This is a genomic window from Streptomyces sp. Y7, assembly GCF_043195415.1.
Lineage (GTDB): Bacteria > Actinomycetota > Actinomycetes > Streptomycetales > Streptomycetaceae > Streptomyces.
This window is the reverse complement of record NZ_JBIDDQ010000071.1, coordinates 1-405: the sequence shown is the minus strand read 5'-3', so window position 1 is coordinate 405 and position 405 is coordinate 1. Positions and strand designations below refer to the sequence as shown.

Sequence of the window (405 nt, the reverse complement as noted above, 5' to 3'; positions counted from 1 at the left end):
GTTCCCAGGTTGAGCCCGGGGATTTCACATCCAACTTAACAAACCACCTACGCGCGCTTTACGCCCAGTAATTCCGATTAACGCTTGCACCCTCTGTATTACCGCGGCTGCTGGCACAGAGTTAGCCGGTGCTTATTCTGTCGGTAACGTCAAAACACTAACGTATTAGGTTAATGCCCTTCCTCCCAACTTAAAGTGCTTTACAATCCGAAGACCTTCTTCACACACGCGGCATGGCTGGATCAGGCTTTCGCCCATTGTCCAATATTCCCCACTGCTGCCTCCCGTAGGAGTCTGGACCGTGTCTCAGTTCCAGTGTGACTGATCATCCTCTCAGACCAGTTACGGATCGTCGCCTTGGTGAGCCATTACCTCACCAACTAGCTAATCCGACCTAGGCTCATC

The 405-nt window shown here is 51.9% G+C and carries 1 rRNA gene; it reads right to left on the bottom strand.

Annotated features, from left to right (window positions below):
• A 16S ribosomal RNA gene (locus ACGFW6_RS45155) occupies nt 1-405 on the bottom strand; the annotation flags it as partial.